At 65.9% G+C, this 13,141-nt stretch carries 15 protein-coding genes; 5 read left to right on the top strand and 10 right to left on the bottom strand.

Features of this window, described 5'->3' with window-relative positions:
- Positions 1-66: 66 nt before the first annotated feature.
- Entirely contained in the window at positions 67-306 is a 240-nt protein-coding gene (locus BM282_RS05805) for a DUF7511 domain-containing protein (RefSeq protein ID WP_089877866.1), read from the top strand.
- Between the two features lie 36 nt (positions 307-342).
- On the opposite strand, the gene BM282_RS05800 is transcribed toward BM282_RS05805, so the two are convergent.
- From BM282_RS05800 to BM282_RS18435, 3 genes are all read right to left on the bottom strand, one after another.
- On the bottom strand, positions 343-2,091 hold the full coding sequence (locus tag BM282_RS05800) for a helix-hairpin-helix domain-containing protein (RefSeq protein WP_089877864.1): 1,749 nt from the start codon (positions 2,089-2,091) through the stop codon (positions 343-345).
- Between the two features lie 74 nt (positions 2,092-2,165).
- Positions 2,166-2,414 (bottom strand): UPF0058 family protein, encoded by a 249-nt coding sequence (locus BM282_RS05795; RefSeq protein WP_089877861.1) that lies wholly within the window; start codon positions 2,412-2,414, stop codon positions 2,166-2,168.
- Positions 2,415-2,708: 294 nt separating this feature from the next.
- Positions 2,709-2,870 (bottom strand): DUF7563 family protein, encoded by a 162-nt coding sequence (locus BM282_RS18435; protein ID WP_175501401.1) that lies wholly within the window; start codon positions 2,868-2,870, stop codon positions 2,709-2,711.
- A 234-nt stretch (positions 2,871-3,104) separates the two neighbouring features.
- Here BM282_RS18435 and BM282_RS05790 point away from each other — a divergent pair, with 234 nt between their 5' ends.
- Together BM282_RS05790 and BM282_RS05785 are read left to right on the top strand one after the other, a co-directional pair.
- Positions 3,105-5,453: a sensor histidine kinase gene (locus tag BM282_RS05790; protein ID WP_089877858.1), complete on the top strand. Its 2,349-nt coding sequence runs from the start codon at positions 3,105-3,107 to the stop codon at positions 5,451-5,453.
- Between the two features lie 118 nt (positions 5,454-5,571).
- The gene (locus tag BM282_RS05785) at positions 5,572-7,380 is read left to right on the top strand and encodes a bacterio-opsin activator domain-containing protein (protein WP_089877855.1); all 1,809 of its coding nucleotides are present in this window, start codon (positions 5,572-5,574) and stop codon (positions 7,378-7,380) included.
- A gap of 138 nt (positions 7,381-7,518) precedes the next feature.
- Here the strand turns inward: BM282_RS05785 and BM282_RS05780 are convergent, their stop codons facing one another.
- The 6 genes from BM282_RS05780 to BM282_RS05755 all read right to left on the bottom strand — a co-directional run bounded on the left by BM282_RS05780 (position 7,519) and on the right by BM282_RS05755 (position 11,132).
- Positions 7,519-7,923 (bottom strand): response regulator transcription factor, encoded by a 405-nt coding sequence (locus BM282_RS05780; RefSeq protein WP_089877852.1) that lies wholly within the window; start codon positions 7,921-7,923, stop codon positions 7,519-7,521.
- Between the two features lie 106 nt (positions 7,924-8,029).
- Positions 8,030-8,230, bottom strand: coding sequence for a DUF7835 family putative zinc beta-ribbon protein (locus BM282_RS05775; RefSeq protein ID WP_089877849.1), 201 nt, complete (start codon positions 8,228-8,230; stop codon positions 8,030-8,032).
- Positions 8,231-8,336: 106 nt separating this feature from the next.
- Positions 8,337-8,744: a helix-turn-helix domain-containing protein gene (locus tag BM282_RS05770; RefSeq protein WP_089877846.1), complete on the bottom strand. Its 408-nt coding sequence runs from the start codon at positions 8,742-8,744 to the stop codon at positions 8,337-8,339.
- 107 nt (positions 8,745-8,851) lie between these two features.
- Positions 8,852-9,334 (bottom strand): YeeE/YedE family protein, encoded by a 483-nt coding sequence (locus BM282_RS05765; protein WP_342712442.1) that lies wholly within the window; start codon positions 9,332-9,334, stop codon positions 8,852-8,854.
- Between the two features lie 55 nt (positions 9,335-9,389).
- Positions 9,390-9,896 (bottom strand): YeeE/YedE family protein, encoded by a 507-nt coding sequence (locus tag BM282_RS05760; protein ID WP_089877841.1) that lies wholly within the window; start codon positions 9,894-9,896, stop codon positions 9,390-9,392.
- Between the two features lie 3 nt (positions 9,897-9,899).
- Complete coding sequence (locus BM282_RS05755) at positions 9,900-11,132, bottom strand: MBL fold metallo-hydrolase (protein WP_089877838.1); 1,233 nt, start codon at positions 11,130-11,132, stop codon at positions 9,900-9,902.
- 248 nt (positions 11,133-11,380) lie between these two features.
- Between BM282_RS05755 and BM282_RS05750 the strand changes: the two genes are divergently transcribed.
- Together BM282_RS05750 and BM282_RS05745 are read left to right on the top strand one after the other, a co-directional pair.
- Positions 11,381-11,638 carry a sulfurtransferase TusA family protein gene (locus tag BM282_RS05750; RefSeq protein ID WP_089877835.1) on the top strand — a complete coding sequence of 86 codons (258 nt, stop codon included), beginning with the start codon at positions 11,381-11,383 and terminating at the stop codon, positions 11,636-11,638.
- 2 nt (positions 11,639-11,640) lie between these two features.
- Entirely contained in the window at positions 11,641-12,255 is a 615-nt protein-coding gene (locus tag BM282_RS05745; protein WP_089877832.1) for a DsrE/DsrF/DrsH-like family protein, read from the top strand.
- Between the two features lie 6 nt (positions 12,256-12,261).
- On the opposite strand, the gene BM282_RS05740 is transcribed toward BM282_RS05745, so the two are convergent.
- On the bottom strand, positions 12,262-13,065 hold the full coding sequence (locus BM282_RS05740; RefSeq protein WP_089877829.1) for an N-acyl homoserine lactonase family protein: 804 nt from the start codon (positions 13,063-13,065) through the stop codon (positions 12,262-12,264).
- Positions 13,066-13,141 lie beyond the last annotated feature (76 nt).

Here is a 13,141-nt window from a genome sequence, read left to right as displayed (position 1 = left end):
GAACTATTGAGGTAACTTAGTAGGGGTTATGTGTCGCGAACGATAGTTCTGTAGACGAGGACGCATATGTCCGAATCACCCGCACCGAAGGGGGGGACCGAATCGCAGCGACCGACCGGGGGGGAGACCGGTCCAGCGCACGCAATCGACGGGCGAGACTACGACCTCCACAGCGTGGTCGTCGCCCACGAAGGCGAGCCGGACCGGTGTACGATGTATCCGCGCCGAGACCGCTGTCTCGACCGGATGGCCGCGTGGCTGTCCGCCGACCTCGACGCGTTCGTCGGCCTCGAAGAGATGCGGTAGTCGGGGCGTCGTCCCGTCACACCGCGACTCCCCGTCTCAGGACCGCGTGTCCGTCTCGACGTCCGACAGCGTCTGCTGGACCGCCTCTTCGCCGACGGCGGCCGCCAGCGCCTCGAAGCCCTGTCGCTCCGCGCGGTCGCTCGCGTTAGCGACGAGTCGAGAGACGATGAACTCCGGCGTCGACTTGCCGACGGTGCCGAACCGCGGTTGGTAGTCCACGCGGAGCGCCAACTCATCTGTCAGTCCTTCCGCGAAGATACCGTCGATACGCGCTTCGTCGGGGAGGGGACTCAGGTCGTCGGCGAGGTGCGTCACGTAGACGCCGAGTGCGTCCTGTCTGACCGTCAGCGAGACGAGGCCGTTCAGCAGGTCGGCCGCCCGCCCGGGTTCGGTGATGGCCTCGAACTCGTCGACGAGCATCAGCGTCCTGCCCCCGGAGGAGAGCGGTGGGACGATGGACTTCAGCGTCGATTCGAGGACGCCCGCGTTGAAACTCGCGTGTCGGCGGTGGAAGACGACGGTGTCGAAGTCGCCGACTTCCGCCTCCTCGGCGGGGACGGGAAGCCCCATCGACGCGAGGAGGGCGACCTGACACAGCGTCTCCAACAGCGTCGTCTTCCCGCCGGAGTTCGCCCCCGTCAGGACGGCCACGCGGTCACCGCTGGGCGGCGTCGGCGACCCGCCGACGAGTCCGTGGGTTCCGACGGCGTAGGAGATGGGTTCGGCCTCGCCCGAGAGCGTCAGGTTCCGCGCGCCGACGACGGCCAGTCCGTCCGAGACGAGGGCGGGGCGCGTCAGGTCGTGTTCGGCCGCGAACCGACCCAAGGAGAGTTCGAAGGCGATGTCGGAGACGGCGGTGACGGCCGCGTCGACGTCGGCCCGCGCGGCCTCCACGTCGGCCGCCAACTCGGCCGCGACGGCTTCTTCTCGCTCGGCGACGTCCTCGCGTAACTCCTCGACGAGCGTTCGGAGCGTCGTGGAGGCGAAGTCAGCCTCGTCGTACGCGTCGTCCGTCGTCGCCGCCTCGATGCGGCCGCGTCCGAGGTCGGTCTCGCGGGCGACGTACTCTACGAACGCCGAGCGGAACTCGTCGAGACTGCGCACGCCGCGCGAGCGGACGGCTTCGAGCACGTCCAGCGACCCGTTCTCCAGTTCCTCGACGGTGTCGAGTCGCGCGCGGAGGCGGTCGAGTTCCTCGTCGGCACCCGCCGCGACGTCGCCGTCGGCGTCGACGTATCCGAGCGCACCGGCGGCGTCGCGCAGTGCGTCGTCGTCGACGCCGTCGAGGGCGGCGAACGTCGTCCCGCGGAGTCCCGCACCGCGAAGCGAGAGGGCCGCCTCGACGGCCGCGCGGTCGGTCCCGCCGGCGTCGTCGTACCGTTCGAAGGCGTCGAGGACGGCCGCTCTGGCCTCGTCGTCGAGCGCCACCCACGCGTCGCGGGCGGCGAGGACGTCGTCTAAGCGGGCGTCGCGCTCTTCGGCGTGTTCGAGGGGCGTGAGGACGCGGATGCGGTCCGCCGCGTGGGCGGTGACGGCGTACTCGCTCGCGAGCGTCGTCAGGTCGTCGTACACCTCGTGGACGTCGCGCGTCCCCAGCGCGTCCATTCCGCTCGCGCCGTTCGCCCGGCGGAGGATTCTGACCGCTCGTCCGCGGGGGAGGCCGGCCTCGGCGAGCGTCCTGATGTCGGCGCTCTCGATGGCCGAGACGGCGCGTTCGACGCCGAGCGTCTCGCGGAGTCGTTCACTCGTCTTCGGACCGACCCCCCAGTAGTCCTGCAGTCGCATGTACGGTCACGTCGTCGGGGGCCGTCTTGTATCGTCGGGTCTCGGTCGGAGACGAACGGCCCGCGGCGTCGCCGTCAGGAGGAGACCGGTTCGCTCTCGGACGCCGGTCGGTCGGTCTGGCCGCGCGCCGCCGTCGAGAGTATCTCCGCGAGGACTCGAACGGCCGCCTCGTGGTCGTCACGAGAGGCGCGAAGCGACATGGGAGAGACGCCGAGCGCCCGATACGGTGCGAACGCCTCCGGTTCGACGACGCCGCGTTCGACGAAGTCCTCGGCCACGCACGTCAACAGCGAGTGGACGTGGACGAGTTCGTTCTTCTTCATTGCCCTCCCTACGTCCTCAGACGGGGTAAACCCCGCGCCGACCGCGAAATCGGCTCCGAACGGCGTCGTTCTCTCGGTCCGTGGTCGTCGGAAGCGCCGCTCCCGACACGGGGTAGTGGGAGGGTGAGAAGGCGAGGCCAGGAGAGCGACTGAGGGCGTTCTGAAAAGCGGATGCAGGTGAGTTCTGAAAAGCGGGTGTAGGTGAGTTCTGAAAAGCGGGTGTAGGCGGCGTTCGGAGAGCGAGGCGGCCGAACGGACGCACCTCCTTCGGCGGCGTTCGACGGCGACGTTCGACTACGAGGTGACTCGCTTCGCCCGGGCGTCGCGGACGTCCGCCCCGTCTCGGAGTTTGTCCTCGCAGTGCGGGCAGACGCGGGGGTCCTCCGAGTCCTGCGGGGCGAACACGCGAACGTAGTCGCGCGTGACGAACGACTCGCAGTTCTGACACTCAGGCATCCGCCGACACCTCGGCGGCCGTCGGCGTCGTCGGGTCTCTTTCGGCCGGGGTCATCGTTCGGTCAACCATGTTCGTCCCGAAAAATAGCCGGAGACGAGGTAACTCGGAGTCCTAGGTGGTTAGGTCGCATCCGGCGCAGTGGGGGAAAGCGGTATATGTTTCGGCCGACGATGCCTCCACAAAGAAGTCGGCTCGTTCGGGAGCGAAAGACGAGTCGGCCGCGCCAGAAAACAATGGAGGACTCTACGAGACGACCGGTTGGCCAACTCGACACCGACGTGCAGGAACACCTCGAACGCATCTCCGATGCGATGTTCGCGCTCGATACGGACTTTCGGTTCACGTATCTGAACGGCAAAGCCGCGCGGTGGCTCGACCGAGACCCCGAGGAACTGGTCGGCGAGAGGGTGTGGGACGAGTTTCCCCAAGCCGTCGGGTCGACGTTTCAAGAGGAGTACGAACGGGCGTTGAACGAACAGACACCGGTTCGGTTCACGGAGTACTACGGACCCCTCGACAAGTGGTTCGAGGTGAACGCCTACCCGTCCGACACCGGACTCACGGTCTACTTTCAGGACGTGACCGACCGTCACCGCCGAGAGGATATACTCGAACGACAGCGAGAGCGACTCGACATCTTGGAGACGTTCACGCAGGTCATCACGGAGGTGAGCAGTGCGAGCGAGGACGCCATCTCGCGAGAGCACATCGAGCAGTTGGTGTGTAGTCGGTTGGTCGAGACGACGCCGCTGGCGTTCGTCTGGATCGGTCGCGTCTCCGGAACGGACGTCACGCCGTCGGCGTGGGCCGGGACGGGAGACGACTACTTGGACGAGGTATCGTTCTCCGCCGACCCCGACGAGGCGGACGGGAGAGGACCGGCGGGCCGCGCCATCACCTCGCAGAACGTGCAGATAACGACGGACATCGAACAGGACAGCGCGTGGGGACCGTGGCGCGAGGCGGCGCTGAACCGCGGGTTCCGGTCGTCCGCCTGCGTCCCACTCCTCTATCGGGAGTCCGGGTACGGTATCCTCTGTATGTACTCGAGTCGAACCGGTGCGTTCGGGTCGGAGACGGGGCCGAAAGACTCGTTGCACCAACTGGGCGACGCCATCGCGCACGCCATCGACACCGTCGAACGACGGCGGGAAGAACGCGAACTCAAGCGCCGCCGCGAGGAGTTCACCGCCTTCGTAGAGGACGTCGAGGAGTACGCCATCTTTCGGTTGGACCCCGACGGCTACATCGCCAGTTGGAACCGCGGGGCCGAGCAGATAAAGGGGTACGAGGAGTCCGAAGTGCTCGGAAAGCATCTGTCGACGTTCTACACCGAAGAGGACGTGGAAGCGGGCTACCCCGCCGAACTCCTCGGCCGCGCGCGACGAGAGGGACAGGTCAAAGACGAGGGCTGGCGCGTGCGCAAAGACGGGAGTCGCTTCTGGGCGTCGGTCACCATCACCGCACTCACCGACGACCGGGGGACGCACACGGGGTACACGAAAGTCGTCCGCGACATGACGGAGCGAAAGCGCCGCGAACGTCGGTTAGACGCCGTGTTCAATCGGACGTTCCAGTTCATGGGGCTCATGGAACCCGACGGAACCGTGGTGAAGGTGAACGACGCCGCCACGGAGTTCGCCGGGACGGACCGCGAGGAACTGGTCGGCAAACCGTTCTGGGAAGCGCCGTGGTGGCACGCGAGCGAGGATACGGTCGCGGGCCTCAAAGACGCGATTCGGTGGGCCTCGGCGGGCGAGTTCGTCCGGTACGAGGCGACCGGAGCGGACCCCGAGACGGGCGAGGAACTCGTCGTCGACTTCTCTATCACGCCGGTGACGAACGAGACGGGGGAAGTCGTCCTCCTCGTTCCGGAGGGGCGCGACATCACCGACCGGAAACAGCGCGAACGCGAACTCAGACGGGAGCGAGAGCGACTGGAGTTCATGAACCGCATCCTCAGACACAACCTCCTGAACGGCCTGAACGTCGTCAGCGCCCGCGCGGAGATTCTGGAAGACTTCGTGGACGACCCAGGGCGAACGCACCTTTCGACGGTCCGAAGTCGCGTCGAGGAGATGGTCGACCTCGTCGAGACGATGCGGTCGTTCACGAAGGCCATCGTCCACAGCGAAGCGCACGAACTCGACGCGAAACCGTTGGGGAAGATTCTCGTCCGCGAACTCGAACGCATCGACGACGACTACGACCGGGCCGTCGTCTCCGTGGACGGCCCCATCCCCGACGTGGACGTCCTCGCGGACGATTTGCTCGACCAGGTGTTCGAGAACGTGCTCACGAACGCCGTCCAACACAACGACAAGGCCGTCCCCCGGGTCGCCGTCGCCGTCCGACAGACGGGCGACGAAGTGACCGTCAGCGTCGAGGACAACGGTCCGGGCGTCCCCGACGAGGAGAAACGACACATCGTCGAGAAGGGCGTGGAAGGCCTGTCGACGCCCGGGAGCGGGTTCGGTCTCTACCTCGTCAAGGAGTTGGTCGACAGTTACGGGGGCCGAATCGACGTGAGCGACAACACGCCCGAGGGTGCCGTGTTCACCATCACGTTCCAAACCGTCTGACGGCGTGAGACGCCCGGAGAGACCACCTCGTTGCCTTCGATAGCGTCAGTGGTGAATAAATTTCGCGGAGTGAGGGGCCAGATATATATCCATGGGGCAAGTTAGACACCCTATTAGCATGTCCACCGAACGCTCGTCGGGTGACGATACGGAGACTCGCTCGACGACGCCAGTCGTTCTGGTCGTCGACGACGACGAGGACCTGGCGGACACCTGTGAATACTGGCTCCAGAGCGACTACGACGTCCGGGTCGCCTACGGCGGCGAGGAGGCGCTGGAGCAGGCAGACGAGTCCGTGGACGTCGTCCTCTTGGACCGGCGGATGCCGGGACTCACCGGCGACGACGTACTCGACGCTCTCCGAGAGCGCGGACTCGACTGTCACGTGGCGATGATGACGGCCGTCGAACCGGACACCGACATCGTCGACATGCCGTTCGACGACTACCTCGTCAAACCGGTGACGAAGACGGACGTCCGCGAGGCGGTCGAAGAGTTGGTCGTGCGGTCGGACTTCGACGACGAGGTTCGCGAGTTCTTCGCCCTCGAATCGACCGAGGACGCCCTCCGGGCGCGCGACGCCGAGGACCTCCGCGACCCCGAGGTCCTGAGCGAACTCCGCGAACAGGTCGAGGCGGTCCGTCGCGGGCAGGAAGACGAAATCGCGAAGCGGCAGCGACAACTCGACCGACTCCACCACATCAACGACCTGCTTCGGGAGGTCGACCGAGCGCTCGTCGACGCGACGACCCGCGAGGAGATAGAAGAGACCGTCTGCGAGTCGCTCGCGTCGTTCGAGACGTACTCGGCGGCGTGGGTCGCACGGTACAGCAGCACGGTCGGCACCGTCGACTGCCGGACGTCCGCCGGTATCGCTCCCCCGCGACTCAACGGGAGGGCCGATGCCGTCACCTCGCTCGTCCAGTCCGTCCTCGAAGACCGCCGCGTGGCCGTCCTCGACGACGTCGACGCCGAGCACTTCGAGGCCGTGTTCGAGTCCGGCGAGGTGCCGTCGGGAGTCGACCGCGAGACGCTGTCCGCCGTCGTCGTCCCCATCGCGTACCGCGACGCCGCGTACGGCGCACTCGTCGTGTACACCGACCGAGCGGAGACGTTCGACGACGACGACAGAGCGGTGTTCGACGAACTCGGCGCGACCATCGGCCACGGCATCAACGCCGCCGAATCGAAGCGCCTCCTCTACAGCGACACCGCGGTCGAACTGGAGTTCGACCACGAGGACAGCGGCGACCTGTTCGTCGAACTCTCCGCCGTCGTGAGCGACGCCGTCTCGCTACGTGGGTTCTCTCCCTCCAGCGACGGCGGAATCTCCTGCTACGTGAGCGTCGAAGGGGCCGACCCCGAGAGCGTACTGGAGTATCTCACCAGCCACGACGACGTCCAGAACGTCCGAACCATCACGAGCGGTGCGGACGAGTCGCTGTTCGAGGTGAACGTCGTCGGGTCGACGGTACTGGGTCCCCTCGTCGAGTTCGGCGCGAGCGTCGACACCCTCACCGCGACGGACGGTCACGGGTCGCTCGTGGTCACCGTCTCACCGGACGCGGACCTGCGCGTCCTGAGCGACACCGTCCAGTCGGCGTTCCCCGGACTGGAAGTCGTCGCGAAGCGCGAAGTCGAACAGTCCGTCCAGTCGACGGAGACGTTCAAGCGCGAACTCGAAGACAAACTCACCCCGCGCCAGTACGACGTGTTGGAGACGGCGTTCGTCTCGGGTTACTTCGGGTGGCCCCGCGGCAGTACCGCCGAGGAAGTCGCCGAGTCGCTCGGCATCTCCGCGCCGACGTTCCACGAACACCTGCGTTCGGCCGAGCGGAAACTGATGGAGACGTTCTTCGAGCAGACGTCGGAGGCGCTCTCCACGGAACAACGACAGACCGCGACGGCGGACAGCATCTCTCGGTGAGGAGCGCTCGGAGCGAGTCGGTTCAGTCATCACTCGACCAGCGACGTCACCGCGAGAAGTCGACAAGCATCTACCGACACCGCACGCCCATCTCGCACGCCGGCACCGGTCGCCACTACCGGTGTCTCGGATGGTATCTCAGCGCTGGGCGGGTTCGGACTGCGAAGAGAGAGCGGAGACGGCGTCTAGAAGTTCGTCTCTCGATATCGGCTTGGTGAGGTGAGTGTCGAAGCCGAGGTCCTCGACCTCCGGTCCGAAGTCGTCCGTACTCGTCGCGGTAAGAAGCGCCACTTTGGGGCTCGCGTCCGACTCGTTCAGACGCTTCATGACGCGTTCACCGGACAGACCGGGCATGTGCCGGTCTAAGAGGACGACGTCCACACTGGGGTCGAACTCGGAGAGTGCTTCGTGACCGGTGTACGCAGTTCGGACTCGATAGTCGTCAGACAGCCACACGGCCATGCTGTCTGTCAGGGCAGCCTCGTCGTCCGCGATGAGGACTGTAGGTCGCTCTGAGGGCACGTCAGCGGATGTAACGGTCATGGTCACGATGAATGCACCGAAGTTTCGGCGTCGCCGCTGGGGGCCACCCGTCTGCCTGGCGGGCGGGAGGGACGACGATTGCCGGTCGATACGGAGGTGTGGTGGTTCACGCGTCGTTCATTCGTTGGAAGTTCTCGTTACCGCACTTCGCGCACTCGGTGACGCGGTACGGTTCGCGCGAGAACTCCTGGTTGGTCTGCTTCGAACTCTCGGTCTTCAGTTCGATAGATACGTTGTGGGGGGCTCGCACACCGCAGCTATCACAGTACTCCGTCAACTCCGTCAATCCCGGTTCGCTCTTCGACATTGTGGTTCGCCACTTACTGGTAACGGCTTTGCGGGCATAGACAGTCGGCCTAAGCGGTTAGGGAAGGCCTGAATCCGGCCTCGTACAGCACGGTGAAAGAAACAGTCTACTCGGTCGACACGGCTTCCTGCGGCGGTTCGTCGGCGTCGTACTTGTCGCGGAACTCCTGAATGAGCGTCCCCATCTTCGCGTACCAGTCGTTCAGCATCCGTTGCATATCGTCTGCGACTTCGTCGGGGTCGGTCGGTCGGTAGACGTGGTAGTAGCCGCCCTGGTCGTAGTTGACCTGCTCTTTCTGGATGAAGCCCGACTGGAGCAGTCGCTGAACCGCGCGGTACGCGGTGGAGCGTTCGCGTTCGACGCTCGCCGCCACGTCGTCGACGGTCAGCGGTTCGGGCGATTCGACGAGCGTTCGGAACACCTGTTTGTCCAGTTGCTTGAGACCGTGGATACACTCCAAGAGCCCTTCACATTCCATGTCGGCTTGGAGGTACTCGGCCATCGAGTCCGGCATCTCGTTCGTGGTACGAGGTCCGCACGCAAAAGACTTGCTCGAACGGTGCAACACTGCCGAAGCCACGGGTTTCGTCCGAACGCGGCGGAGGGAGGCGGCGAACGCCGTCAGTCGGCGCGGGCGGCCGTCTGCGTCTCCGAGGCGGAGAGCGCGTTCCGGAGGTAGCCCTGCGCGTACGCGCCGAGGAACATCCCTGCGATGCCCCAGAGGATGGGGAAATTCCCGACGCCGAGACTCGCGTAGGCCGCGCCCGGGCAGATACCCGAGAGTCCCCATCCGACGCCGAAGACGGCGCCGCCGAACAGCACGTTCCGGTCGAACGACTTCTCGCGGCGTTCGTACAGGCGGTCGGTGAGCGGTGCGGTCCGGTCGAGTCTGACCCCGACGGTGAACGTGACGGCGGTGACGGCGGCGGCACCGCCCATCACGAACAGGAGGCCGAGGTCCTCGAACTGCAGGAAGTTCAACACGACTTCCGGGCGGGCCATCTCGCTCAGGCCGAGTCCGAACCCGAACACCATCCCCCCGAGGAGGACGACGGGCAGGAAGAGGGGATGAGCGTCGTCCTGCGTCGGTCGATGCTCGCTCACGAGTCGTCCCCTCCTCGCTCGCCGTTCCGAGCCTCTCCCGACGGTCGATGCTCGCTCACGGCGTCACCCCCATCGCGGCGACGAGTTGCGCCGTCCCGATGGCGAGGAGCATGAACGTCGCGACGTTGACGAACGAGGTGTTCGACCCCGACCCGACGCCGCAGACGCCGTGGCCCGACGTACAGCCCTTTCCGAGGCGGGTGCCGACGCCGACGAGAGTGCCGCCGACGAACAGACGCCACGGTTGGACCTCGGTCGTGAACCCGCCCGGCCCGAGCGTCAGTGCGTAGACGGCCGCGCCCGCGACGATGCCGACGGTGAAGACGACGCGCCAGTCGCGCGAGCGGACGTACTTGCCCTTGTTGAACCGCGGGAGGTCCGAGACGTACGACAGCGTCGTCTCCAAGAACGTGCTCGCCCCGGCGATGATGCCCGTCCAGAGGTAGATGACGGAGACGCCCAGACCGATGAGGACGCCGCCGAGTGCGTAGTGGAGGACGCCGTTCGGGAAGAACCCCTCCAGCGGCGTCCCGGCGAACACGGCGAGTGGAAGCGATAGCATCGCTCAGTCGCCACCCGCGGCCCCCGCCGCACAGTTGTTCGGGCCGAGTTCGAGCGTGAACGCCTCGTCGTCGTCGACGTCCGTTCGGCCGAGGTTCGTCTCGATAATCTCCTCGTAGTTCGCCGGCCGCGGCGGCATGTCGGCTAAGACGTAGTCGACGAACGCCTCGCGGTCGTACTGGAGTGCCTCCATCTCTTCGAGGAGTTGTCCGAGGGGGGCCGTATACGTTCCGTCCTCGTGCGCGTCGGCCGCACCAGAGGTGTGCGCGGGTGCAATGCGCGTGTCGTCCGGGAGAGCGAGAATCGTCTCCTGAATCGTCTCGTACAGCGTTCGCGCGGCGTCGCGCGCGCCGTCGTCGCCCTCTTCGAGGTCCGGGCGCGCGACGCTGTCCGTGAACAGTCCGTCGCCGGTGAGGAGGACGTCGCCGACGCGGAACGACGTCATCCCGCTGGTGTGACCGGGCGTCGCCAGTACCTCGACGTCGATGTCGCCGACGGTGAGCGTGTCGCCGTCACCGGACTGCATCCGGTTGCCCGAGGTGCTCCGCACCTCGCTGTCTTCGACGAGGACGTCGACGTCGAACGCGGCACCGCGGTCGGCGGCGGCGGCCGAGAGAACCGTCTTCGCGCCCGTCTCGGCGGCCAGTTCGCGCAGGCCGCTGACGTGGTCGGCGTGGACGTGCGTGTCCACGACGTACTCGATGGACGCGCCGTAGTCGGCCGCGTCCTCGACGTACCGGTCGGTGAACGCGCGGAGAGGGTCGAAGACGGCCGCCTCGTCGCCGGAGACGACGAGGTAGGCGAGGCACCCGCTGGACGGACGGTAGTACTGACCGACCGTCGCGTCGGCGTCGGCGTCGGCGTCGAGTTCGGCGTACTCGTACAGGCGCGCCCAGCCCTCCATCCCCTCGTCCAGAGCGACGGCGTCGTAGCCCGCCTGTTGGAGTTTCGCGGCGACGAACTCGCTGGAGTGGCCCTTCGCGCAGAGGACGACGAACGCCTCGTCCTCGGGGAGTTCGGCGACGTGGTCGTCGGTCAGGTCCTCGCCGAGATAGTCGTAGTAGGGTTGGTTCACGTGCGTGGCCGCGGGTGACTCGATGCGCCACTCGTCGTGCTTCGCGGGCGGGCGCGTGTCGAGGAGAACGGTGTCTTCGCCCGCGTCCAGCCGTGACTTCAGCGTCTCTGCGTCGATTGTCGGGACGTCGACGTCGATTTCGGGGAGGTCCGGTTTGCTCATCTCTACGTCGACCTACCGGCTACGTCTCCTTAAGCGTTTTCACAATCGTGCTCAAAGTATGAAATACTGCGTCCTGAATTCGACCGTTCTCACGGGGTGAAGACAGCCATTCAGTGGTACTGTGCCGCTTAGGTGGTCTCTTCCCAAATTCCGTGCCTGACTTGTATTGTATAGTACGCACAACAACCAACACACTTATTCCGCTCACCCCGGTATTGTGGAGTACGTACAATCAGCGTGGATACACAATGAGCACTGAATACGACGTCACCGAGACGCTGGACGTGAAAGGACTCTCGTGCCCGATGCCCGTGGTACAGACGAAACAAGCGGTCGACGAACTCGACGCGGACGACGTGTTGGAAGTCGTCGCGACGGACTCGGGCAGCGTGAGCGACCTCAGCGGGTGGGCCGACTCCACCGCGGGTGTCGAACTGCTCGGACAGGAAGAGGGCGAAGCGGGCGGCGAGGCGGTGTACCGCCACTACGTCCGCGTGACGGAGTGACGATGAGTGCCGATACCGACCCGACGGCAGAATCCGCGAACGCGAGTGGCGACGTCGCCGACGCCGCGAGCGTCGAGGAACTGCGCGCACAGGTCGAAGCGCTCCGGTCGGAACTGTCCGACCTCCGGTCTGCGGTCGACGCCGACGGCGGCGACGACACGAGGCGGATGACCATCATCGCGACGAAAGGGACGCTCGACATGGCGTACCCGCCGCTCATCCTCGCGTCCACCGCGGCCGCGTTCGGGTGGGACGTCGTCGTCTTCCACACGTTCTGGGGACTCGACATCCTCCACGAGGAGCGCTCGAAGAAGCTCAAACTGTCCGCCGTCGGCAACCCGAGCATGCCGATGCCGAACGCCGTCGCCAGTCTCCCGTTCATGGACGACGCGGCGACCTGGTACATGAACAAGAAGATAGCCGACAACGGGACGGCGACCATCGACGAACTCATCGAGACGTCGCTGGACATGGGCGTGGACCTGCAGGCCTGTCAGATGACCATCGACCTGATGGACTACGACGAAGACGAGTTCCGCGACGGCGTCACCGTCGGCGTCGGGGCCGCCACCGCACTCCAGCACATGGCCGACGCCGACGTCCAACTGTTCGTCTGAAGCGAGTCAGAGGTTCCAGCCCTCGCCGAACGACTCGAACCGTTCGAGGTCGTGGCCGTACAGCACGTCCCCGCCCGTCCGTCGCTTCAGTTCTTTGAGCGTCTGCAGACTCTCGAACCACGCGCGTTCGGACCAGAGCAGTCCCGGACCGAGCGGAACTTCTCCGTTCCAGTTCGCGTCGACGTAGCACTCGTCGCCCGCGACGATGACCGTCTCTCCGGGAAGGTCGATTCTCGCGCCCAGCACGCCGGGTGTGTGGCCCGGCAGGTGGTACAACTCGAACTCTTCGGCGAGGGTGTGGCGGTGTCTATGGACTACCTCCCAGTTCAGGTCGCGGTCGAAGTCCGACGCGAGGTAGGCGATAGAGCCCTCGGTCGTCTTCGCCGAGTAGTAGGCGAACTTCAGTTCCTCCTCGTGGACGTAGACGGGCACGTCCGTCCCGGCGAACTCGGACAGTCCCCCCGCGTGGTCCAAGTGGAGGTGACTCATCACGACGGCGTCGATGTCGGAGACGTCGTAGCCGACGCGGTTCAGGTCCGCTTCGAGTTCGTGGTCCGCCGCGTCGTAGTGTTCGAACGCCTCGTACAGCGGTTCGGGCCAGTAGCCGTCGCCCGCGTCGGGGTGCGACCCGGTGTCCCAGAGGAACGTGCCCTCGGGATGGTCTATCACGGCGTTCCAGACGACGAACTCGACCATCTCGTGGTCGGGGTTCGGATTCGACGCGTTCCCCATCGAGGCGCCGTCGACGACGTATCCTTCGTCCGCGCGAACTCGACCCCGGTCCACCAGTCTGACTGTCGCGTCGACCATGCCGGTGCTACGGGCGGCGGCGCGATAACTGTTGGTTCGCGAAGAAGTCCGGGCGAATCGCCGCGTTCCCGAAGCT

This window comes from Halogeometricum limi (genome assembly GCF_900115785.1).
Lineage (GTDB): Archaea > Halobacteriota > Halobacteria > Halobacteriales > Haloferacaceae > Halogeometricum > Halogeometricum limi.
This window is presented reverse-complemented; position numbering and strand designations above follow the sequence as displayed.